Here is a 19,982-nt window from a genome sequence, read left to right on the forward strand (position 1 = left end):
GATTCAGGCGTAAAGCGCCTGGTTTTCAACGGACGCATTCAGCTCCCGCCAGCGATGGCAGCTCACCACATGACGCGACCCTACCTGTTCTGTCGTTGGTTGGCTCTCGGCGCAGGCTGGTCGCGCGTGCGGGCAGCGCTCGGCAAAGGCACAGCCTGGCGGCAGGCGCGAGAGATCGGGCGGCGAACCGGGGATGCAGTGCAGCGCGTCGCCCTTTTTCAGCCCCTCTTTCGGGCGGCTGCCTAACAGCACCTGGGTATAGGGATGACGGGGGCGGTATAAAATATCCTCAATCGACGCCTCTTCAACGATGCGCCCGGCGTACATCACCGCCACCCGGTCGGCAATCTCCACTGCCGCGCCGATATCGTGAGTCACGAAGATAATCGACAGGTCGCGCTGCTTTTGCTGCTCGCGCAGCAGGATCAGGATCTGGATTTGCACCGTCGCATCCAGCGCGGTGGTCGGCTCATCCGCCAGCAGCAGCTGCGGATTGCAGGAGAGCGCAAGAGCAATCATCGCCCGCTGGCGCATCCCGCCGGACATCTCGTGCGGATAGGCGTCGAGCCGCCGCTCGGGGCTGGGAATGCGCACCTGGCGCAGCGCTTCCAGCGCCCGCTCCCGCGCAGCCTGACGCGACAGCCCTTCGTGGCGGCGCAGCCCCTCAACAATCTGTTGTCCCACGGTATAGACCGGGTCGAAGGCCAGCAGCGGCTCCTGAAAAATCATCGCGCAGCGCGCGCCGCGATAGCGCCGTAGCTGCGAAGCGCTCATGGTCAGCACCTCTTCCTTCCCCACCCGCATTGTGCCGGAAAGCACGCTGCTTTTCGGCGGATGCAGGCGCATCAGGGCGCGTAGTGTGACGCTTTTCCCGGAACCGGATTCACCGATCAGCGCCATCACTTCGCCCTTTTGCACATCAAAGGAGACGCCGTTAACCGCGTTGACCGTCTGGCCGTCGCGGCGAAACTCCACCCGCAGATCGCGGATATGGACATAAGCTTCATGCGACATGGCTCACCTCCTGGATGGCGATATTCTGATGCCAGGGCGACGCGGGCTGCGCCATCAGGCAGGCGCTTTGATGTCCTTCACCGACGCTTTCAAGCTTTGGCTTCACCTGCGAGCACACCGCTCTGGCATGCGGACAGCGGGTATGAAACCGACAGCCGGAAGGGGGTGAAATCGGGCTGGGCGGATCGCCGCTCAGCGGGGAGATTAAGGTGCGATGTTGCGGATCCATCGACGGCATCGAGCTTAACAACGCGCGGGTATAGGGATGGGCTGAAGCGGTAAACAGCTGCTCCGCCGGGCCAATCTCCACCACCTCGCCGAGGTACATCACCAGAATGCGATCCGACAGCCAGCGCACCACGTGCAGATCGTGACTGATAAACACATAGGTCAGCGCCAGCGTTCGCTTAAGCTCCTGCAACAATTGCAGCACCTGGGCTTCAACGGATTTATCCAGCGCCGAGACCGCTTCATCAAGAATGACCAGCCGGGGCTTCATCGCCAGCGCGCGGGCGATGTTGACGCGCTGGCGCTGGCCGCCGGAGAGCGCATGCGGATAGCGATGGGCAAAGCGCCCAGGCTCGAGGCCGACGTGCGCCAGCAGATAGCGTGCATATTCGCTGGCCTCTTTGGCGCTAACGCCGTGTACCCGCTGGCCGAACGCGATGCTCTCTTCCATGGTCATGCGCGGATTCAGCGACGCGTAGCTATCCTGAAAGACCATCTGCACCTGACGGCGATACTCTTTCATCGGCAGGCGCGATGAACCGACCTCCAGGCCATCAAAAATCAGCTCGCCGCTATCCTGCTTAAGCAGTTGCATCAGCAGCCGGGCGGTGGTTGATTTACCGCAGCCCGACTCCCCTACTACGCCAAGGGTTTCGCCTTTGACCACCGTAAAGCTAACGTCATCCACCGCCTGCACCACTTCGCGCTTTTTGCCGCCACCGGCAGGAAAATGTTTCAGCAGATTGTTGACCTTCAGCAGCGGCTGAGCCGGTCCGCCAAGGTCGATATTGATAAAGGGTTGCATCGCTTACTCCTTAATCGCCATTGCCGCGCGCAGGCGGTCCGCGAGGATATTGAACGAAATGGAGGTGATAAAAATCATCAGGCCGGGCAAGGCCGCCACCCACGGCTGGGTATAGATTGCCGTGCGCAACGTGTTGAGCATCAGCCCCCACTCCGGCTCAGGCGGACGAACGCCAAGGCCCAGAAAAGAGAGACCGGAAGCGAGGATCATGCACACTGAAATCAGCCCGGTAGAGAAGACAAAAATCGGCCCTAAAACGTTGCCCAGCACCTGCACGCGAATAATAGTGAACGCGCTGGCCCCGGTGGCGCGGGCAGCGTCGATATAATCCATATGCCGCACCTGAGCGGTGACGCTTTCGGCGATACGCGCCACCTGGGGGACAAATACCAGGGTCAGCGACAGCAGCGCATTACCGATGCCTGCGCCCAACGCGCCGGAGAGCGCTATCGCCAACAGAACCGACGGGAAGGCGTAAAACACGTCGACGGTACGCATAATAAGGGTGTTGGTTTTACCGCCCGCGTATCCGGCGATAATGCCGATCGCGCCGCCGATAAAAAAGGCGAACACCACCGGGACAATGCCCATAAACAGCGACAGACGGGTGCCGAGAATCAGCCTTGAGAGCATATCGCGTCCCAGCTCATCGGAGCCCAGCACAAAGCCGTCGGTGCCAATCGGTTTAAGGCGTAAAAACATGGAGGTCTGATAAGGGTCTTTAACTATCAGCCAAGGACCAAACAGCGCCAGCGCCAGCAGGATCAGAATGATCGCGCCGACAAAGACGCCGCCGGGGTCGCGCAGCAGTCGGCTGAACACGCCGCGCCAGTAGCCTTGTCTGGCGACCGTCGTTGCAGAAACGGGAATGCCTTTGGTTGTCACGGTATCCACCATCGTCAGCTCCTCTTAATTCGCGGGTCGAGAGTGGTTTGCAGAATATCCACCAGCAGATTGAGCAGCACAAAGAACAGCGCCAGCACCCAGATGGTGCCCTGCAATAGCGGCAGGTCGCGCTGGAAAATGGCGGTGTTCAGCAGCATCCCGGTACCGGGCCAGGAGAAGACCGTTTCCACCAGAATGGAACCGCCCATCAGATAGCCCACCTGTAACCCCATCACCGCCAGCGCGGTCGGGGCAGCGTTTTTCACCACGTGCAGAAAGATTCGCGACTCGTTGAGCCCCCGGGCGCGCAGGCCGACGATAAACTCCTGGCTAAGAATGTCCGCCACTTGCGAACGCACGGTGCGGGCAATAATCCCGGTTGGGATCACCGACAGCGTAAAAGCAGGCAGCAGCATAAACTGCAGATGTTCCCAGTCCCACTGCCAGCCGACTTCGCCAATCGGCCCGCCGCCGGTCGCCGGCAGCAGCGCGAATTTGACGCTAAAAATGATGACCAGCAGCATCCCCAGCCAGTAGTGCGGCACGCTAACGCCAAACACCGACAGTACCGAAGCCAGGCGGTCGATAATGCTGTTGCGAAAGTATCCGGCGACAAAACCAAACAGGCTGCCCAGCACAAAGCCAATCACCGTCGCCAGCAGCGCCAGGCGCAGGGAGTAAGTCACCGCCGTCATCACTTCGCCAATCACCGGGCGCCCGGTGGCAACCGACATGCCCAGGTCGCCGTGCAGCGCCCGCCACAGCCAGTGAACAAACTGTAGCGGCAGCGGTTTATCAAAGCCGTAGGCCTGCATTAAGGTCTGACGCAGCGACTCCGAGGCGTCCGGCGGCATCACCGACACCAGCGGGTCGCCCGGTGCTATTTGCACCAACATAAAACAGATTACCGCCACCCCAAGCATGGTGGGGACGGCCAGCAGGATGCGATATAGCAGCGTATTGATCATCTCTTGCTCCCGTGACGATTACTCTTTTTTGCTCACCAGACTGAGGTCGATAAACCAGCTTTGCGGCTGTACCACCCCGGTGACGGCAGGTGATATCGCCCGTGGCCCCACGTCGTGGGCAACGAAAAGGAATGGCACCTGATCGACCAGCGCGGCGTGCAGTTCACCGGCAGCTTTATCCATCTCAGCCGGAGTAAACGCGTGCTTCACCGCCGTGGCCAGCTTTTCGGTTTCCGGCGTCGAGAAGTAGCCCCAGTTCGTCGCGACCGGCGGGAAGGCTTTGGCGGTAGAGAAGCGGATCATGCCGAAATAGGGGTCGTTCACCGCGGCGCTGACGTTGATCGCGTCAATCCCCTTCGCGGACGGATCTTTCGCTCCGAGACGCCAGTTGGTAAACAGGGTGTTCCATTCGTTAACTTTGATATCGACGTTAAAGAAGCAGCTTTTCAGGCTCTGCTGGATGTACTCGTTCATCGGCAGCGGCTGCATCTGCCCGGAACCGGATGCCGAGGTGGCGACGGTCACGTGCAGCGGCTTACCAGCGCTATATCCGGCTTCGGTCATCAGCTTGCGGGCGGTGTCCGGGTCATACTTAATCTGAAAAGTAGGCTTACCGTGCCACGGGCTGTCGGCCTCATAGACGCCGGTCGCCTCGGTCATATAGCCGCCGAGATAGCTTTTCAGCTCAGCGCGGTTCAGGCACAGGTTGGCGGCTTTGCGCACGCGAATGTCTTTCCACGGTGAGCCCTCTTCGAAGGAGAACTGCCACGGCCACAGGTGCGGCTGGGTGTTGGCGTAGATTTTAAAGCCCTGGGCCTTGATTTGATCGACCGCGTCCGGAGCCGGGGCCTCAATCCAGTCCACCTGCTTTGAGAGCAGCGCCGCGGTGCGGGCGTTGGCTTCCGGCAGCGGGATCAGCACCACTTTATCCACCCGAGGAATGCGATCTTTGTTCCAGTAGTCGGGGTTTTTATCGAGGATCAACTGCTGGCGGGGAACCAGTTTTTCCATTTTAAACGGGCCGCTACCCACCGCATGGGCGGCGAATTCGGTCCACGCCAGCTTACTGCGCGCGGCGGTATCGCCGCTGCTTGCCGGTACCGCGTCATACAGCTTCTGCCACGCCGTCGGAGAAACGATAAACAGGTTAGTGATATTGTACGGCAGCAGCGCGTCCGGCTCTGACGTGGTCAACACCACGGTGTGGTCGTCAATCTTCTGCGCGCCGGTCAGGGTCGGCATACGCGAGAGCGTGTTGCCAATCTGGCCCGGAGCGTACTGCGGCGCGGCTTTATTCAGTACTTTATCCACGTTCCAGACGATAGCATCGGCGTTGACCTCCGAGCCATCGTGAAACTTCACTCCCGGGCGCAGGGAGAAAATCCAGCGACTTTGATCTTGCGGGTCAACGTGCCACTCGGTCGCCAGCCCTGGAACCAGACCGCTGGGCTTTTCACCTTGCGACAGATCCCACTCAACAAGAGCGTCGTAAAGCGGGATACCGGTAAAACGGTTTCCCTCAAAACCCTGATCGGGCTGGCCGAGGGTTAAAGGGATGTCGGCGGCGGTCATCGCTATCCGCAACGTTGAGGCATGAGCCGGCAAAGCGGCAAACAGCACCAATGCCCCGCTAACAGCAACGGCGAGATGGCATTTACGTGAGAGTAATTTTTTCTTCAGCATCACATTGTCCCTGTTAAATAAAAGTCGTTATTTAACAGGCAAGATGCATACCAGTTCTGAATCTGCGGGAAATAAGTGTGAAATGGCTTATAAAATAAGAATGGCTTATATTATCTCAATGATTTTAATTGAAAAAATAAAACAACCTTATCTATTTGCACCACCAGCGGGAATTGTGTTGCAGGATTGCACCAGCCTTAATATTCCCGGGAGATAATAATCACGCCGCGTCATTTTTTATAAATTAAATTCATAATTTCCGGTAAATCATCAGTTTGGATCGTTCTCTTCTATACTCTTCTTATAGCGATAATCCGGGAGTCACCATGCCGTTACCCGATTTTCACCGTTCAGAGCCTTTTACCCTCGGCATCGAGCTGGAACTCCAGGTCGTCAATCCACCGGGCTACGATCTAAGCCAGGACTCTTCCGCGCTTATTGATGAGGTGCAAAACGCGCTGAAAGCGGGCGAGGCCAAGCATGACATCACCGAAAGCATGCTGGAAATCGCGACCGGTATCTGCCGCGATATCCACCAGGCCACGGCGCAGCTGGGCGCCATTCAACAGGCGGTGCTGCGCGCCGCCGCCCGCCATCATGTGCAAATATGCGGCGGCGGAACCCACCCGTTTCAAACCTGGCAGCGCCAGCAAATCAGCGCTAACCCGCGCTACCTGAAAACCGTCGAGCACTTTGGCTATCTGGCACAGCAGTCAACGGTGTTCGGTCAGCACGTTCACGTGGGATGTCAGAACGGCGATGACGCGATTTATCTTCTGCACGGCCTGTCGCGCTTTGTGCCGCATTTTATTGCGTTAAACGCAGCATCTCCCTGGCTCGACGGGGCGGATAGCGGCTTTGCATGCTCGCGACTCAATCTCTTTTCTGCCTACCCGGACAACGGCCCAATGCCGTGGGTCGACAGCTGGCAGGCCTTTATCGGGCTATTTCGTCGCCTCAGCTATACCAGCATGATCGACAGCATGAAGGATTTGCACTGGGATATTCGCCCGAGTCCGGGTTTTGGTACCGTCGAGGTGCGGGTGATGGATACGCCGCTGACGATAGTCCAGGCGGTGAATATTGCCGGGTTTATCCAGATAATCGCCTGCTGGCTGCTGACGGAGCGTCCGTTTAAGCATCAGCCTGAGGATTATCTGCTCTACCCCTTCAACCGCTATCAGGCCTGTCGTTATGGGCTGGATGGCATCAATACCGATGTTCACACGGGTAAACAGCAGACGTTTCGCGAAGAGATTTTACAGCTGGCGGATAAACTGACGCCCTTTGCCCATAAGCTTCAGGCCGACAGCGCACTGGATGCAGCCGTCCGCCAGGCAAAGCAGGATCGCAGCGAATCTCAGCGGATGCGCGAGTTTGTCGCTAACGGCGGATCGCTAATCGGGCTGGTACAGAAGCATTGCGAGATCTGGACGGCGTAGCGGCGATAAAACGGTATACTGCACGCCATCGTTGTTGCCTGGAATTCTATCGCCGTGCGCTTTTCATCTCTCCTGCCGCTGCTGTTTTTATCTCTGCCCACGTTCGCCAGCGGGACATGTTCACTAACCGACCCGTCGTTGACTCTGCAAAGCTATACCGTTAATCCGCAGCGCGAGCGCATTGTCATGTACTGGCAAAAAGCGGACGGCGAAGCCTGGGGATCGCTGCGTTCGCTGCTGGCGGATATCAACCAGAATGGGCAGGTGCAGATGGCGATGAACGGAGGAATTTATGATAAAGCGTATGCGCCGCTGGGGCTGTATATCGAGAAAGGCAGGCAGTTGACGCCGCTTAACCGCGCCTCCGGCGGCGGCAATTTTTTTATTCGCCCCGGCGGAGTGTTTTATCTGAAAGGGCAAAAAGCGGCGATCGTGAGCATCGATAAATTCAAGCCGTCACCAGCCATCCAGTACGCCGTGCAGTCCGGGCCGATGCTGATTGAAAACGGCAAGATCAACTGGCGGCTGAAGCCCTCTGCCAGCTCGCGCAAGCTGCGTAACGGCGTGGGGATAACCCGTGAGGGCAAAGTGGTGTTTATGCTTAGCGCGCGCGAAACCAATTTCTATGATTTCGCCTGCTATGCGCAGTCAAAGCTCAACGTGCGCCAGATGCTGTATCTCGACGGCACCATTTCGAAGATGTACCAGAAAGGCGGTAGCGTGCCGTGGCAGTACCACCCGTTCGTGACCATGATCGCGGTGGAGAGCAGGTAGTCGGCATAACATCGCCTGCGGTTTTGTAGCCCGGACAGGCGCATTAAGCTCCGCCTCCGGGACGGTGTTATAGGGGTTCCGTTCACCACTATTTCGCAGAAAATGTCTCACCGCGGTACGTGAACGGGTAAAGGGGGAGAAAACCGTCTCCCCCTTTACAATCCCCGCGGTCCCGCAAAGAAATCGGTGCTGCGCACTGCGCTCACCTCCCGGTCCTCAGCCTGCGGTCGGCTCAACTCGACACTACTCGTCCCATCCCTGGGACTCGCCCCTCCGGGGCCAGCGCAAGCGCTGTTCAAAATTGCTCCGGGCAATTTTGTCCATGTCTAGATTCGCCTCTGTCCGCCATCCATGGCGTCCAGCCCTTGTCTTCGGACCTCCGGTTCGCCGATTTCAGCGGGCACCAGGGCATCGCTGCATATATCGCAGTTTCAGAGATATTCCCGCAGCTGTATGAAGATATCCCGGAGGCGGCGCTGGCGCGCCTGTCCGGGCTATCAAATCCGCCCTCACTCCCCGGAAATCCCGGGTCGCGGCGTAAACGCCTTACCCGGGCTACCAAAACCGCACCGTGCCCGAGCCACCTACATCCGCCGATGCCCCCACTCGCGCAGGCGCTGGAACAGCACGTACAGCGACGGAATAAACAGAATGCCAATCACCGTCGCTACCAGCATACCGCTGAATACGGTAGTGCCGATAATCCGTCGACTCTGCGCCCCGGCGCCGGTGGCGAGCATCATCGGCATAATCCCAATGATGAAGGAAACCGCCGTCATCATCACCGCCCGGAAGCGGCGGGTTGCCCCTTCGCGGGCGGCATCGACTATCGACATCCCTTCTTCCCGCTTTGCCCTGGCAAACTCGACGATCAAAATCGCATTCTTCGCCGCCAGCGCTATCAGCAACACCAGGCCAATCTGCACGTAAACATCGTTGGCGTAACCAGCCCACCATAACCACAGCAGCGATCCGCCGATGGCGAACAGCACCGACAGCATCACGCTCGCCGGAAGCGTCCAGCTCTCATACTGGGCGACAAGAAACAGCCACGCCATCGCCACCGCCGCCAGCACAATCCACACCGCCTGGTTGCCGGTCTGCTGCTCCTGCCACGAAATTCCGCTCCAGGCGTAGTCATACCCTTGCGGCAGGTTCGATTGCAAAATCTGCTCCATTACCGCCATCGCCGTGCGGCTGCTGACGCCTTCTGCCGCCGAGCCGCTCACCGATACCGATGGAGACTGGTTATATTGCTGAATAAACGGCGCGCCCACCGTCGGCGTAATCGTCACCAGGTTGCTCAGACGAACCCGCTCGCCGTTGTCGCTACGCACGTACAGCTCGCTAATCTGCTCCGCCCGTTCACGCCACTGCATCTCGTTTTGCATCACCACATGGTAAACGCGATTGTTGATGCTGAAATCCCCGGCGCGAGTACCGCCAAACGCGGTTTGCAGGCTGCTGAAAATCCTGGCGACCGGCACGTTCAGCCGCGCTGCCTGGTCGCGATCAACGTTGAGCGTGAGCTGTGGGACGTTGCTGCTCCAGGTGGTAAATACCCGGCTCAACTGCGAATGCTGGTTCGCCGCCCTCAGAACCTGATGCGTCACCTGCTCCAGTTCCGCCGGAGATTGTCCGGCCTGGGCCAGAATGCGTAAATTAAACCCGGAGGCGTTGCCCAGCCCCGGCAATGTCGGCGGCGCAAAAGTCATAATTGTCGCTTCCGGCAGCCCCATCAGCTGGCCCTGTAGTTTCTCCATTACCGAATCCAGCGGCGGTCGCTGATGCCAGTCTTTCAGCATTACCGAGATAAACCCGCCGTTTGAGGCGCTGGTGCCGTTGAGAATATTGAAGCCGGACACCTGAATCACATCCTCAACCGCCGGATTTGCCAGCAGCAGCTCGCGGGCCTGGGCCATCACCGCTTCGGTACGCTCCAGCGAAGCGGCTTCAGGAAGCTGCACGCTGGCAAAGAAGTAGCCCTGATCTTCCTGTGGCAGAAAGCCCTTCGGCATAGTGGTGAAGCTAAAGACCACCAGCCCGGCAGCCGTCGCCGTCGCGGCCAGCGCCAGCCAGGGACGACGATTCATACCTCCCACCAGACGCCCATAGCCATCGCGCACCTTATCCAGGCCGCGGTTAAAGCCGCGCCAGATAGCGGCAGGCCTTTCCGGACGCGGGCGCAGCAGCAGCGCGCACAGCGCTGGGGTCAGCGTCAGCGCCACCACGCTCGATAGCGTCACCGCCGTCGATAGCGTCACCGCAAACTGGCGATACAGCTCGCCGACGATCCCCGGCAGCATCGCCACCGGAACAAATACCGCCAGCAGCACTAAGGTCGTCGCGATCACTGGGCCAGCGATTTGCCGCAACGCCTCGGCGGTAGCAGCCCCGCGATCCAGTCCCTCCGCCATTTTCGTCTCTACGCTCTCCACCACCACGATGGCGTCATCCACCACCATGGTCAGGGCGAGAATAATCGCGAACAGGCTAAACGTATTGGCGCTGTAGTCCAGCGAATAGAGCACGGCAAAGGTGCCGATAAGCGATACCGGGATTGCCAGAGCCACGATCAGCGTTGCCCGCCAGCTTTGCAGGAACAGAGACACCACGACCACCACCGCCAGCAGGGTCAACGCCAGTGACACACCGATCTCTTTGATCGTCGCCGCCACAAAGCGGGTGGTATCAAACTTCACCTCCCAGGTCAGATCCGCCGGAAAACGCACGTGCAGCCGGGTCAACTCGGCGCGCACCGCGCTGGCAACCTGTAGAGAATTGGCGGTTGGCGTCGGGTAGATGCCAAGCCAGGCGGAGTCTTTACCGTTGAGCTGTGCGCCAGAGCTGTAGCTACGCGCGCCCAGTTCAATGGTTGCCACGTCCGACAGGCGCACCAGCTGACCGCGTTCACCGCTGCGCACCACAATCTGCCCGAAGCTGGCGGCGTCGCTCAGCCGACCGATACCGTTGATGGTCAGGGTCTGCTGCTGGCCGTTAAATACCGGCGGCGTCCCCACCTGCCCCGCCGCGCCCTGCACGTTCTGTTCGCGTAGCGCCTGGGCAATATCATCAGTGGTGATATTGAGCGCATTCATGCGGTCAGGTCGCAGCCAGATGCGCATGCTGTAGTCGCGCGCGCCGAACATCTGCACTTCGCCAACGCCCGGCAAGCGCGCCAGCGCTTCGCGCACCTGGGTGCTGGCGTAGTTGCTGACAAACAGCGGCGATAGCGTACCAAGCGGCGAATAAAGGCTCACGCCCATCAGCAGGTTGGTTGCCCGTTTGCGCACCTGCACGCCGTTCTGCTGCACTTCGGCAGGAAGCTGCGCCACCGCCTGGGAAACGCGATTCTGCACATCAATCGCCGCTAAATCGGCATCGGTGCCGGCAGCAAAGGTCAGGCTCAGGCTGTAGGTGCCTTCATCGGAGCTGGTAGATTCCATATACAGCATATGGTCAACGCCGTTGAGCTGGGTCTCCAGCGGTGCGGCGATGGCTTGTGCCACGTCCGCCGCGCTGGCCCCCGGCCAGCTGGCGCTAACGTTGATGACCGGCGGCGTAATCTGCGGATATTGCTCGACCGGAATCAGCTTTAGCGATACCGCGCCGATAAAAGTCATCAGCAGCGCAATCACCATCGCAAAACGCGGGCGACGGATAAAAAACGTCAACATCCCTTCCCCTTCTTTATTTCAGCAACTGAACGGCCGCACCGTCACGCAGGCGCTGTACACCTTCCGTTACCACGCGCTCGCCCGCATTAATACCGTCTAACACTGCGAACTGCTGCCCCTGCTGGCCACCAGAGGTAAAACGTCGCAAGGTGACGGTGTTATCCGCCATCAGCACCCAGCTGTAAAAGCCCTGCGCATCCTGCTGTACCGCAGACGCCGGGATCATCGGGCTTTGCGCAAGCTGCTGCGGGCGGAAGAAAACCGCCACGTTAGCACCGGGCAGCAGACGGTGCTGCGGGTTTGCAAATTCAGCACGCAGCGCCACGCTGGCGGTGCGGCTATCAATGCGGTTATCGACGGAAGTCAGTACGCCGTTTTGCCGCTGCCCATCAACATCGACCTGCGCTATCCACGCCTGCTTCAGCGCGACAATATCCGCATGCTGGCCCGCTTTGTCGAAAAAGGCGGTTTCATCGAGTGAGAAGGCGACGCGAATCGGATCAAGCTGGACCACGTCTACCAGTACGCCGCTAGAAGGGTTGACCAGGCTACCGACGTGAAACGCGCTATGGCCGACGCGTCCGGTGACCGGCGAAGTTATACGGGTATAGCCGAGCGTAATTTGCTGGGCGGCAATGCGCGCCTGCGCCTGCTCCACGGCGGCGGCGGCGACATCACGCTGCATCTGGGCGGTATCCACGTCGTTGCGGCTGATCGAGTGGTTATTTTTTAACTGCTGGTAGCGGCTTAACAGCTGCTGGGCCTGGCGGAGCGAAGCCTGCGCACTTCTCAGCTCGGCCTGTGCCAGCACCAGCGCGGCTTTGGGCTGGGCGTCATCAAGGGTAAACAGCAGATCGCCTTTATTGACGTACTGCCCATCCTGAAAATGGCGCTGCACGATCGCCCCTTCGGTACGGGCGCGAATATCAACGGAGTGGATGGCCTCAACGCGACCAGAAATTTGCCGCTCGTTGGCATGCGGCGCATGCTCAACGGTGGCGACGCGCACCGGAATCGCCGGAGCGGCGGCGGTCGTCAGGGCGTAGCCTGCCAGGCCGCAGACCAGCAAGGCGGAGCGGATGATCTTTTTCATGGGGGGAATTCCTTACGACGATGCGTCGTCCCTTCTCCCGCAGGAGAAGGGACGCAGGACAGACTACGCGGTTTTGCGGAAACGGCGGGTCAGGCGTTTCTCAACTTCGACCACCAGGAACATCGCAATACCGATGACCAGAGTGATGAACCAGTAGCGCAGCGGCAGCCCTTCGGTGCCAAACATCGTCTGCATCACCGGTACGTAGATGATGACCAGCTGCATCAGCAGCAGCACGCCGCTCACCAGCCAGATGCCTTTATTACGCAGCAGCCCCATGTTCAGCGAGAAGCTGTTGCTGCTGCGGCAGTTAATCATGTACACCCACTGCGCGGTCACCAGCATCTGCAGCAGCACGGTGCGGATAAACTCCGGGCTGTGGCCACGCGGCGCCAGCCAGGCCTCAAGAATAAAGGCGGCGACGGCAATCATCGTGCCGACGAAAGCGACGCGCCAGACGGCAAAGGCATCCATCACATGCTGGCCGGTTTTACGCGGCGGGCGGTTCATCGCGTTGCGCTCGGCGGCTTCAAAAGCGAGGCCGAAGGAGAGCGTGGCGGAGGTCGCCATGTTCATCCACAAAATCAGCACCGGCGTCAGCGGAATAATGTTCCCCGCCAGCAGGGCGATGATAATCAGCAGCCCCTGCGCCAGGTTGGTCGGCATAATGAACAGAATGGTTTTCTTCAGGTTGTCGTAGACCCGACGCCCCTCTTTGACCGAACTGGCGATGGTGGCAAAGTTGTCATCGGTCAGAACCATGTCAGCGGCCTCTTTGGTCACTTCGGTTCCTTTGATACCCATAGCGATGCCGACATCGGCCTGACGCAGCGCCGGAGCATCGTTGACGCCATCGCCGGTCATGCCAACCACTTCACCGTTATCCTGCAGCGCTTTCACCAGGCGCAGCTTATGCTCCGGGCTGGTGCGGGCAAAAATATCGTATTCAACGGCGGCTTTCGCCAACTCGGCGTCGTCCATATGCTCCAGCTGGTAGCCGGTCATCGCCTGGCGGCTGTTAGTGATCCCCAGCATCTGGCCGATGCTCATCGCCGTCTGCGGGTGGTCGCCGGTAATCATCTTCACGCGGATCCCCGCATTCTGGCAGGCGTGGATAGCGTCAATCGCTTCCGGGCGCGGCGGGTCCATCATCCCGGCAATGCCGAGGAAGACCAGACCTTCTCGGAGATCGTCGTGAGTCAACGTGGTGCTGCCAACGTTAGCCGGTTTGTAGGCGGCGGCAACCATGCGCAGGCCCTGACGGGCAAAGCGCGCCATTTCCTCTTCCCAGTACTGCGGCTCGAACGGCACTGCGCCCTGCTTGCTCATCTGCTGGCGGCACATGGCAAAAATCACGTCCGGCGCGCCGGTAATCAGCACCTGCTCGACGTCGCCCATTTTCTGATGGGTCGCCATGTACTTGTACTGCGAGTCGAACGGAATTTTCGCCACCAGGCGCGCATCAACAGGCACCAGCTGCGCTTTCGCTGCCAGCACCTTCAGCGCCCCTTCGGTCGGCCCGCCGGTAATACCCCACAGGCCGCGCTCATCCTGAATCATCTGGCTGTCGTTACACAGGTCGATGGTGCGCAGGTAAGTTTCCAGTACGCTGCCCGGTTTAATCTGCACCGGCTCATCGCTGCCTTCCAGGCAGATGTTGCCCTGCGGCTCGTAGCTGTCGCCTTCAACGCGGTAGCAGCAATCGGCGGTGATGATCGCTTTGACGGTCATCTCGTTCATCGTCAGGGTGCCGGTTTTATCCGAGCACACCACGGTCATTGCGCCCAGGGTTTCCACCGTCGGCAGCTTGCGGATAATCGCCCGCTGACGCGCCATCGCCTGTACGCCGAGGGAGAGAATAATTGAGATAATCGCCGGTAAACCTTCCGGCACAGCGGCAACTGCCAGGCTAATCAGGGAGAGCAGTAGCTCGCCAAGAGGAATGTCGCGCAGCGCCAGGCTGAAGACGAACAGCGCGGCCATCATCGCCAGGATAATGACGAAAATCGCCTTGCCGAGCTTGTCCATCTGCACCAACAGCGGCGTGCGGTGCTTCTCAATGCCCGCCATCATCTGGTTGATGTGGCCAAGTTCGGTCTCCTGACCGGTTGCGGTCACTACGCCAACGCCGCCACCAGCGCTAATGGTGGTGCCGGAGAACAGCATATTCGTGCGATCGCCCAGCGGCAGTTCACCTTCCAGCGCGTCGGTAGTTTTATCCACTACCGTCGACTCACCGGTCAGAATCGCTTCTTCCACCCGCAGATTGTGAGTTTCAATCAGGCGCATATCGGCAGGCACACGGTCTCCCGCACGCAGAATGACGATATCGCCCGGTACCAGGTCGCGGGTCGGGATGGTTTCATGCTTACCGTTGCGCTGCACGCGGGCGTCGCTGGAGAGCATATTGCGGATGCCCTGTAGTGATTTTTCGGCATTACTCTCCTGGATATGGCCGATCAGGGCATTGATCACCGTGACGCCAAGGATAACCAGGGTATCAACCCAGTGGCCCATTACCGCCGTAAGCGCGGCAGCAGCCAGCAGGACAAAAATCAGTACGTCGTTAAAGTGGGCGAGAAAGCGCAGCCAGGCGGGCTTGCCTTTCTTCTCTGGTAACGCATTCGGGCCGAAGGTCTGCAGACGCTCTGCGGCTTCAGCAGCGTTCAGCCCGTTAATATGGCTGTTTTTTTGCGCCAGCACCGCATCAACGGTCTGCTGATATGCCCGGCGTGGCGCGGTATCCCCTGAGGGGGTGGTATTATTAGTTTTGATCATTTTGGTCAAAATATATCTCCCTTAAAATTCCGTGAGGCGGAAAGCCTGGAATCATTCCGGGCCAATGAGAAAATTAAAAAAACAGGCGGGAGATAATTTGAGCTTGCGCAATATTTAGTCTCTCGCAAATACAAAATTTGTGGTAAGTTAATTCTATAAAACAATAATTGCAAAATATTAATAAACCAAAACTAAACGAGGTCTACTATGTTTGGAATCTACCGCGGACGCCGTCTGGTGCTGTACATCTTGCTGGCCATTATTATCGCTACTCTGGTGGGTTATAGCACCTATACTTTTGTAAAAGCGCTGGCTTAATAATGACGTTAATTTACAGTCCGGTGCAATTAATTTAATCACAAATATGCCCAAATTAATTAACATGGTAATTTATTCGGGATATTTAATATAATACTAAAGGTGTAATCTAATTCCCTGCGAAACTATATTGCATTGATTCACCTTTTACCGGACAATATGTTTTTAACTGATGATTAACAAATAATGAAACATCCGCTAGAAACGCTCCTCAGCGCCGCTGGCATTCTTCTGCTGGCTTTGCTCTCCTGCCTGCTGCTGCCAGCGCCGTCTCTTGGCCTGACGCTGGCGCAAAAACTGGTTGAGTCTTTCCACCTGATGGATCTCAACCAGCTTTATACGCTGATCTTTTGCCTGTGGTTCTTAGCGCTGGGCGCTATTGAATATGTGGTGTTGCGTTGGGTCTGGCGTCGCTGGTTTTCCCTTGAGCGTTAAACCGGTCAAGTCACGCATACCGTTGACCAGCGCCTCGCACCAGGCGGCGTAATCGTGACCGCTGGAGGAGGGGTGGAAGCTCACCGCATAGCCCTTCTCTCTCAGTACCCGCTCAAATTCGAGGGTATTGGCATAAATGCCGCCGTCCGGCCCGCTGGTTTCGAATTTACCCGCCTGTAGCCAGAAACGCACCGGATAGCGCGGCGATTGCTGGTACTGCCGCGTTAGCCAACTGGCCTCTTCTCCTTTCGGTGCCCACCAATACGACCCGGACAAGCTCAGCACGTTGCCAAACTGTCGCGGATAGCGCAGCGCCACCCAGGATGCGGCCAGCCCACCGTAGCTAGAACCTGCGACCACGGTTTTTTGCCGGGTCAGGTTGAGACCCTGCCGGTTCAGCCACGGCAGCAGTTCATGGGCCATAAAGTCGGCGAAGTGGGGGTTTGGCGGCAGCTCTTTTGCCCGTCGCGGATGATCAAGGCTATCGATAAACACCACGTTAATCGGCGGCAGCACATGGCTGGCGATCAGGGAATCCAGTACGTTGGCAAAGTGATATTCGTCCTGATAGGTCTTTCCATCGAACAGCATTAAGGTCCAGCGTGCGGGCTGCGGCAGACGCGGGCGGTAAAGCATCACTTCACGTGTATTTTGCAGGAAGTCGCTACGTAGCTGATGGCGGGTTAAGGTTCCGTAGCGCAGCGGTTGCGTCATACGCTGCGCCGAGCAAAAACGTGCAGGATTAAGCGCCAGCAAAGAGTAGCGACTCCAGCGCTCCTGGGCGGTGTTGACGCTGTTGGGGTTGAGCGGATCGGCCTGGGCGCTGACCAGGATCGCCCGCCGCTGATCCCGCGCGCTGCCCGCAATCTGCGGCACATCCGGGGCCAGCTTATATTGCATTAGGGTATCGGCGGGCACCACGTAGCTGCGAAACCAAACATCGGAGTCGCCGAGGCGAAACAGCGGATCGTGATCTCCCGCCGGAGAACCCAGAATAAACACGTTCTGGCTCGCCCCGCGCCACAGGAAAGTCACTCGTTTATGGCTAACGTCCACCGGTTCCACCATGGGAGTCCCTTCCAGTTCACGCTCCTGCCAAAAATTCGCCGTTGAACCTCCCGCCGCCAGCTCGCGCTTGAGCTGCTGCAGACGCGGGCTGACCGGGTCCAGTGCCTGGTTTTTTGCCAGCGTGGTGGTTTCTCGCATCTGCCATTGAAAACGCCAGCGCGCGCCCTCTTCACCGTGCAGCACCAGTGAGGAGGCACGGTTTACCGGCAGAGAAAATAGCAAAGTTTGTTCTCCATCTGCCGGGCCGCCTGCTAATAACGTACGCAGGCGACGATTGTTCTCATCCAGCAGTCGGGCATCGGTGACGCCGGAGAGAGTCGCCGCAACATAGTTCTCGCCCAGCTTTGGCAGGTCAAAACAGACCTCGCCGCTGGCATCAAACTTCCCCTGCAGTTCACCTTGTAACGAAGGTGATTCACAGTTCATCGCCGCTGCCGGTAAGGCACTCATGCCAATTAGCAGGCCGCTCCACGCCGTCTTCATTGCCCGATATTTCCTTGTAAAAATTTGTTAATAACGCCAATGCAAATAATAACTATTTGCAATAACATTGACGCCGTTAATGACAGCCGCTGGACGATTCATCTCGAAGATGGCGGTTTTTTTGATGGCGACTTAACCAAGGAAAAATCATAAAAATGTTTAAATATAATAAGATAACAGCACTCTGGGCCGCGAGCTTCGCGGTATCCACCTTCGGCGGGCAGGCGCTGGCGGCGGAGGAAACGATCGTTGTCACCGCAGGCAGCGGCGAAGATCCAACAGCTCCGCTAAAGGGAATTGTCGCGACAAAGACACTGTCGGCAACGAAGACTGCCGCAGAGATCGTCAAGACGCCGCAGTCGGTGTCGGTGGTCACCCGCGATCAAATGCAGGCGCTGGATGTCACCTCGGTTTCCCAGGCGCTGCGCTATAGCGCGGGCGTCTTTACCGAATATCGCGGTGCCTCGAACCGCAACGACGAAGTTTTCGTGCGCGGCTTTAGCTACGTGCCCAAATTTCTCGATGGCCTGAGCTACGGGGCCACCGCCTCCTCGCAGACCGGGACTTTCGACCCGTGGCTGCTGGAGCGCGTTGAGCTGGTGCGCGGCCCGGCCTCGGTGCTGTTTGGCCAGGTTAACCCCGGCGGGCTTATCAGCATGACCAGCAAACGCCCTACCAGCCAGCCGATTCATGAAGTGCAGTTCCGTACCGGCAATAACAACCTTGCCGAAGGGGCTTTCGACTTTGGCGGCCCGCTGAGCGATGACGGCCACCTGCTCTATCGCCTGAACGGGATCGCCCGCAGCCAGAATAATCAGATAGATGACTACAAAGAGACGCGGATGGCCATTGCCCCGGCACTGACCTGGTATCCTAACGACGCCACCCGCTTTACCTTGTTAACCAGCTATCAGAAAGACCCGGATGCCGGTTACCGTAACTTCCTGCCGCGCTACGGCACCGTGGAAAGCGTAGATGGCAGCTATATTCCGCGCGATTTTAACGTCAGCGACCCTAACTACAATCAGTCGTGGCGCGAACAAACGATGATTGGCTATGAGTTTGAGCACCAGCTAAACGATACCTTCACCCTGCGCCAGAACGCCCGTTATGCCACCATCAAACAGAAATATCGTTATCTGGTGTACACCACCAGCGCCGCCAACAGCTCAGTACTCTCGCGCCGCGCCCAACATGAAGAGCGCCAGACCGATGAGTTTGGTATTGATAACCAGCTTGAGGCGCAGTTTGCCAGCGGCCAGGTGGCACATACGGTGATTGGTGGTCTGGATTACAAAACCAGTAAAGATAAACAGTACCTCGGCCGCGCCGGCGGCTCACAGTACGATATCGACTGGCGCAGTCCCTCTTACGGCGTTAGCGTTGATGAAAGCACCTTCAGCACCGCCAGCGATGAGCAACAAAATCTCGACCAGGCGGGAATTTACCTCCAGGATCAGCTGAGCTGGCAGAATTGGGAACTGCTGGTTTCCGGACGCTACGACTGGGCGGAAGTGCGTACTACGGATTTCACCGACGCCAGCAGCACCCAGCAAAATGACAGTAAGTTCACCTGGCGTACCGGATTACTATACGCCTTTGATTTCGGCCTCTCGCCCTATATCAGTTACAGCACTTCGTTCGAACCTAATCTACAAACCAACCGCGCGCCGGGCGTCGGGCCGTTCGATCCAAGCGAAGGCAAGCAGGTAGAAGTGGGCCTGAAATATCAGCCGAACCCAAACGCGTTAATGACCCTCGCACTGTATGACCTGACGCAGAGCAACGTCGCCACCTACAACAGCGCGGCCGGATGGTTTGAAAATAGCGGTAAGGTTCGTTCGAAAGGGGTGGAAGCCGAAGCGCACGCGACGGTCTTTGAAAACCTCAATCTAATTGCTTCATATACATACACCGATGCGGAAACCGTCAATACCACCGTGGTAGATACCGAAGGAAAAACCCCAGCACGTATTCCGACCCATATGGCCTCGGCGTTCACCAGCTATACCCTGCCGGACGGCGCGCTAAAAAGCCTGACGGCGGGCGTTGGCGTACGCTATATCGGCACCAGCTATGGCGATGCGAAAAACACCTTTAAGGTTCCGGCGGTGGATTTGTATGACGCGATGGTGAGCTATGAGTTAGGCGAACTGAGTTCGAGCCTGAAAGGGGCGAAAGTACAGTTCAACGTCAACAATATTGCGGATACCAAATACGTAGCTTCATGCGCCAGCGACAGCGCTTGTTTCTACGGTATTGGCCGGACGGTCACGGCAACGATAAACTACGCCTGGTAAGAAAAAAATGTCCGCCGGTCTCCCCCAGCGG

At 58.2% G+C, this 19,982-nt stretch carries 13 protein-coding genes; 4 read left to right on the top strand and 9 right to left on the bottom strand.

Annotated features, from left to right (window positions below):
• Positions 1 to 3: 3 nt before the first annotated feature.
• Genes HV213_RS20830 through HV213_RS20850 form a run of 5 tightly spaced genes read right to left on the bottom strand, consistent with a single transcriptional unit; the run spans position 4 to position 5,583 of the window.
• Positions 4 to 1,014, bottom strand: a complete 1,011-nt coding sequence (locus tag HV213_RS20830) for an ABC transporter ATP-binding protein (protein ID WP_181483142.1) — start codon at positions 1,012 to 1,014, stop codon at positions 4 to 6.
• The gene (locus HV213_RS20835) at positions 1,004 to 2,047 is read right to left on the bottom strand and encodes an ABC transporter ATP-binding protein (protein ID WP_181483143.1); all 1,044 of its coding nucleotides are present in this window, start codon (positions 2,045 to 2,047) and stop codon (positions 1,004 to 1,006) included. Before HV213_RS20835 ends, HV213_RS20830 begins: the two co-directional genes overlap by 11 nt.
• 3 nt (positions 2,048 to 2,050) lie before the next feature.
• Positions 2,051 to 2,944, bottom strand: coding sequence for an ABC transporter permease (locus HV213_RS20840; protein WP_181483144.1), 894 nt, complete (start codon positions 2,942 to 2,944; stop codon positions 2,051 to 2,053).
• A 2-nt stretch (positions 2,945 to 2,946) separates the two neighbouring features.
• The gene (locus HV213_RS20845; protein WP_181483145.1) at positions 2,947 to 3,900 is read right to left on the bottom strand and encodes an ABC transporter permease; all 954 of its coding nucleotides are present in this window, start codon (positions 3,898 to 3,900) and stop codon (positions 2,947 to 2,949) included.
• 18 nt (positions 3,901 to 3,918) lie between these two features.
• Positions 3,919 to 5,583, bottom strand: a complete 1,665-nt coding sequence (locus tag HV213_RS20850; RefSeq protein ID WP_181483146.1) for an ABC transporter substrate-binding protein — start codon at positions 5,581 to 5,583, stop codon at positions 3,919 to 3,921.
• A gap of 326 nt (positions 5,584 to 5,909) precedes the next feature.
• Between HV213_RS20850 and HV213_RS20855 the strand changes: the two genes are divergently transcribed.
• Positions 5,910 to 7,025 (top strand): YbdK family carboxylate-amine ligase, encoded by a 1,116-nt coding sequence (locus HV213_RS20855; protein WP_181483147.1) that lies wholly within the window; start codon positions 5,910 to 5,912, stop codon positions 7,023 to 7,025.
• Between the two features lie 54 nt (positions 7,026 to 7,079).
• Positions 7,080 to 7,799, top strand: coding sequence for a phosphodiester glycosidase family protein (locus HV213_RS20860; protein ID WP_181483148.1), 720 nt, complete (start codon positions 7,080 to 7,082; stop codon positions 7,797 to 7,799).
• Positions 7,800 to 8,383: 584 nt separating this feature from the next.
• Here the strand turns inward: HV213_RS20860 and HV213_RS20865 are convergent.
• The 3 genes from HV213_RS20865 to HV213_RS20875 all read right to left on the bottom strand — a co-directional run bounded on the left by HV213_RS20865 (position 8,384) and on the right by HV213_RS20875 (position 15,347).
• Positions 8,384 to 11,476: an efflux RND transporter permease subunit gene (locus HV213_RS20865; RefSeq protein WP_181483149.1), complete on the bottom strand. Its 3,093-nt coding sequence runs from the start codon at positions 11,474 to 11,476 to the stop codon at positions 8,384 to 8,386.
• Positions 11,477 to 11,489: 13 nt separating this feature from the next.
• Positions 11,490 to 12,569, bottom strand: a complete 1,080-nt coding sequence (locus HV213_RS20870; RefSeq protein ID WP_181483150.1) for an efflux RND transporter periplasmic adaptor subunit — start codon at positions 12,567 to 12,569, stop codon at positions 11,490 to 11,492.
• A 63-nt stretch (positions 12,570 to 12,632) separates the two neighbouring features.
• Positions 12,633 to 15,347 carry a cation-transporting P-type ATPase gene (locus HV213_RS20875; RefSeq protein WP_181486471.1) on the bottom strand — a complete coding sequence of 905 codons (2,715 nt, stop codon included), beginning with the start codon at positions 15,345 to 15,347 and terminating at the stop codon, positions 12,633 to 12,635.
• A gap of 504 nt (positions 15,348 to 15,851) precedes the next feature.
• Between HV213_RS20875 and HV213_RS20880 the strand changes: the two genes are divergently transcribed.
• Entirely contained in the window at positions 15,852 to 16,100 is a 249-nt protein-coding gene (locus tag HV213_RS20880; protein WP_181483151.1) for a DUF1158 domain-containing protein, read from the top strand.
• Here HV213_RS20880 and HV213_RS20885 read toward each other — a convergent pair.
• Positions 16,029 to 17,651: an alpha/beta hydrolase-fold protein gene (locus HV213_RS20885; protein WP_181483152.1), complete on the bottom strand. Its 1,623-nt coding sequence runs from the start codon at positions 17,649 to 17,651 to the stop codon at positions 16,029 to 16,031. The genes HV213_RS20880 and HV213_RS20885 overlap by 72 nt on opposite strands.
• A 155-nt stretch (positions 17,652 to 17,806) precedes the next feature.
• Here HV213_RS20885 and HV213_RS20890 point away from each other — a divergent pair, with 155 nt between their 5' ends.
• Positions 17,807 to 19,951: a TonB-dependent siderophore receptor gene (locus HV213_RS20890; RefSeq protein ID WP_181483153.1), complete on the top strand. Its 2,145-nt coding sequence runs from the start codon at positions 17,807 to 17,809 to the stop codon at positions 19,949 to 19,951.
• Positions 19,952 to 19,982 lie beyond the last annotated feature (31 nt).

This window comes from Klebsiella sp. RHBSTW-00484 (genome assembly GCF_013705725.1).
In the GTDB taxonomy this organism is placed as follows: domain Bacteria; phylum Pseudomonadota; class Gammaproteobacteria; order Enterobacterales; family Enterobacteriaceae; genus Klebsiella.

What these genes read in the sequence shown, in the direction of transcription:
- HV213_RS20845 (WP_181483145.1), bottom strand. Translation starts at nt 3,900, where the DNA reads ATGATCAATACGCTGCTATATCGCATCCTGCTGGCCGTCCCCACCATG.
- HV213_RS20885 (WP_181483152.1), bottom strand. Translation starts at nt 17,651, where the DNA reads ATGAAGACGGCGTGGAGCGGCCTGCTAATTGGCATGAGTGCCTTACCG.
- HV213_RS20890 (WP_181483153.1), top strand. Translation starts at nt 17,807, where the DNA reads ATGTTTAAATATAATAAGATAACAGCACTCTGGGCCGCGAGCTTCGCG.
- HV213_RS20835 (WP_181483143.1), bottom strand. Translation starts at nt 2,047, where the DNA reads ATGCAACCCTTTATCAATATCGACCTTGGCGGACCGGCTCAGCCGCTG.
- HV213_RS20850 (WP_181483146.1), bottom strand. Translation starts at nt 5,583, where the DNA reads ATGCTGAAGAAAAAATTACTCTCACGTAAATGCCATCTCGCCGTTGCT.
- HV213_RS20875 (WP_181486471.1), bottom strand. Translation starts at nt 15,347, where the DNA reads ATGATCAAAACTAATAATACCACCCCCTCAGGGGATACCGCGCCACGC.
- HV213_RS20855 (WP_181483147.1), top strand. Translation starts at nt 5,910, where the DNA reads ATGCCGTTACCCGATTTTCACCGTTCAGAGCCTTTTACCCTCGGCATC.
- HV213_RS20830 (WP_181483142.1), bottom strand. Translation starts at nt 1,014, where the DNA reads ATGTCGCATGAAGCTTATGTCCATATCCGCGATCTGCGGGTGGAGTTT.
- HV213_RS20870 (WP_181483150.1), bottom strand. Translation starts at nt 12,569, where the DNA reads ATGAAAAAGATCATCCGCTCCGCCTTGCTGGTCTGCGGCCTGGCAGGC.
- HV213_RS20865 (WP_181483149.1), bottom strand. Translation starts at nt 11,476, where the DNA reads ATGTTGACGTTTTTTATCCGTCGCCCGCGTTTTGCGATGGTGATTGCG.
- HV213_RS20840 (WP_181483144.1), bottom strand. Translation starts at nt 2,944, where the DNA reads ATGGTGGATACCGTGACAACCAAAGGCATTCCCGTTTCTGCAACGACG.
- HV213_RS20880 (WP_181483151.1), top strand. Translation starts at nt 15,852, where the DNA reads ATGAAACATCCGCTAGAAACGCTCCTCAGCGCCGCTGGCATTCTTCTG.